Source organism: Rhizobacter sp. (genome assembly GCF_031412075.1).
Lineage (GTDB): Bacteria > Pseudomonadota > Gammaproteobacteria > Burkholderiales > Burkholderiaceae_C > Rhizobacter.
The window spans coordinates 1-2293 of record NZ_JANOCG010000498.1; the positions used below are offsets into that span (position 1 = coordinate 1).

The window sequence follows — 2293 nt, forward strand, 5'->3', positions numbered from 1 at the left end:
CGGCGGCGAATACGCCTGGCGTGTGCGCGGTGAAGAGCACATGTGGACGCCGGACGTGATTGCCAAGCTGCAGCACAGCACACGCGCCAACAAGTTCGACACCTACAAGGAAAACGCCCAGCTGGTGAACGACCAGTCGCGCCGGCACATGACGCTGCGCGGCCTGTTCGAGTTCAAGCTCGACCCGAGCAAGGCGATCCCGGTGGACGAGGTTGAGTCGGCCAAGGAGATCGTCAAGCGCTTTGCCACCGGCGCGATGTCACTCGGCTCGATCTCGACCGAAGCGCATGCCACGCTGGCTGTGGCGATGAACCGCATCGGCGGCAAGTCGAACACTGGCGAAGGCGGTGAAGACCCGGCCCGTTATCGCAATGAGTTGAAAGGCATCAAGATCGTCGATGGCACCAAGCTGAGCGACGTGGTGGGCGCCAAGGTGATCGAGGCCGACTACGAGTTGAAGGCCGGCGACTCGCTGCGCTCGAAGATCAAGCAAGTGGCCTCAGGCCGATTCGGAGTCACGGCCGAGTACCTGGCCTCCGCCGACCAGATCCAGATCAAGATGGCACAAGGTGCCAAGCCGGGCGAGGGCGGCCAGCTGCCTGGGGGCAAGGTCAGCGACTACATCGGCTTCCTGCGCTACTCGGTGCCGGGGGTGGGTCTGATCTCGCCGCCGCCGCACCACGACATCTACTCCATCGAAGACTTGGCGCAGCTCATTCACGACCTGAAAAACGCCAACCAGCGTGCTGACATCAGCGTGAAGCTGGTGTCCGAAGTGGGTGTGGGCACCATCGCCACCGGCGTGGCCAAGGCCAAGGCCGATCACATCGTGATCGCGGGTCATGACGGCGGCACGGGCGCGTCACCGTGGAGTTCCATCAAGCACGCCGGTACGCCGTGGGAACTGGGCCTCGCCGAGACACAACAAACGCTGGTGCTCAACCGCCTGCGCGGCCGCGTGCGTGTGCAGGCCGACGGCCAGATGAAGACGGGCCGCGACGTGGTCATCGGTGCGCTGCTCGGCGCCGACGAGTTCGGCTTCGCCACCGCGCCGCTGGTGGTGGAGGGCTGCATCATGATGCGCAAGTGCCACCTCAACACCTGCCCGGTGGGTGTGGCCACGCAAGACCCGGTGCTGCGCGCCAAGTTCCAGGGCCGCCCCGAGCATGTGGTGAACTTCTTCTTCTTCATCGCCGAAGAAGCGCGCCAGATCATGGCCCAGCTGGGCATCCGCAAGTTCGACGACCTGATCGGCCGCGTTGACCTGCTCGACACCAAGAAAGGCATCTCGCACTGGAAGGCCAAGGGCCTCGACTTCAGCCGCATCTTCCACCAGCCCACCGCTCCCGCCGACGTGGCGCGTCGCCAGGTCGAAACGCAAGACCACGGCCTGGCCCGTGCGCTCGACCTCAAGCTCATCGAGAAGTGCAGACCTGCCATCGAGCGCGGCGAGAAGGTGCAGATCATCGAGCAGACGCGCAACGTCAACCGCACGGTGGGCGCCATGCTCTCGGGCGAGCTGGTGCGCCACCACCCCGAAGGCCTGCCCGATGAAACCATCTTCATGCAGATGGAAGGCACGGGCGGCCAGAGCTTCGGCGCTTTCCTGGCCAAGGGCATCACGCTGTACCTGATCGGCGACGCCAACGATTACACCGGCAAGGGTTTGTCGGGTGGACGCGTGGTGGTGCGCCCGAGCATCGACTTCCGTGGTGACGCCACGCGCAACATCATCGTCGGCAACACCGTGCTCTACGGTGCGACCAGCGGCGAGGCCTTCTTCCGCGGTGTGGGCGGCGAGCGCTTTGCCGTGCGGCTCTCGGGTGCGACGGCGGTGGTTGAAGGCACGGGCGACCATGGTTGTGAATACATGACCGGCGGCACCGTGGCCGTGCTCGGCAAGACAGGGCGCAACTTCGCGGCCGGCATGAGCGGCGGCATTGCCTACGTGTACGACGAAGACGGCCAGTTCGCCAAACGCTGCAACACCGCGATGGTGTCGCTCGAGAAGGTGGGGAGCGCGGCCGACCAGGAGGCCATCTCCGACAAGGCCGTGTGGCACCGTGGCGAGACCGACGAAGCCATCCTCAAGAAGCTGCTCAACGACCACCACCGCTGGACGGGCAGCCTGCGCGCGCGCGAAATCCTCGACCAATGGGCGGAGGCGCGCGGCAAGTTCGTCAAGGTCTTCCCCAACGAGTACAAGCGCGCCCTGGGTGAGATGAACGCGGCCAGACAAGCCGGCGACACCATTGCCAAGGCGAAGGCCGCAGACAAGCCCGCCGGCAAGAGC

At 65.4% G+C, this 2293-nt stretch carries 1 protein-coding gene; it reads left to right on the forward strand.

Features of this window, described 5'->3' with window-relative positions:
* On the forward strand, positions 1 to 2293 hold a 2293-nt coding region (locus RMO40_RS18475), incomplete at both ends, for a glutamate synthase-related protein (protein WP_309724513.1).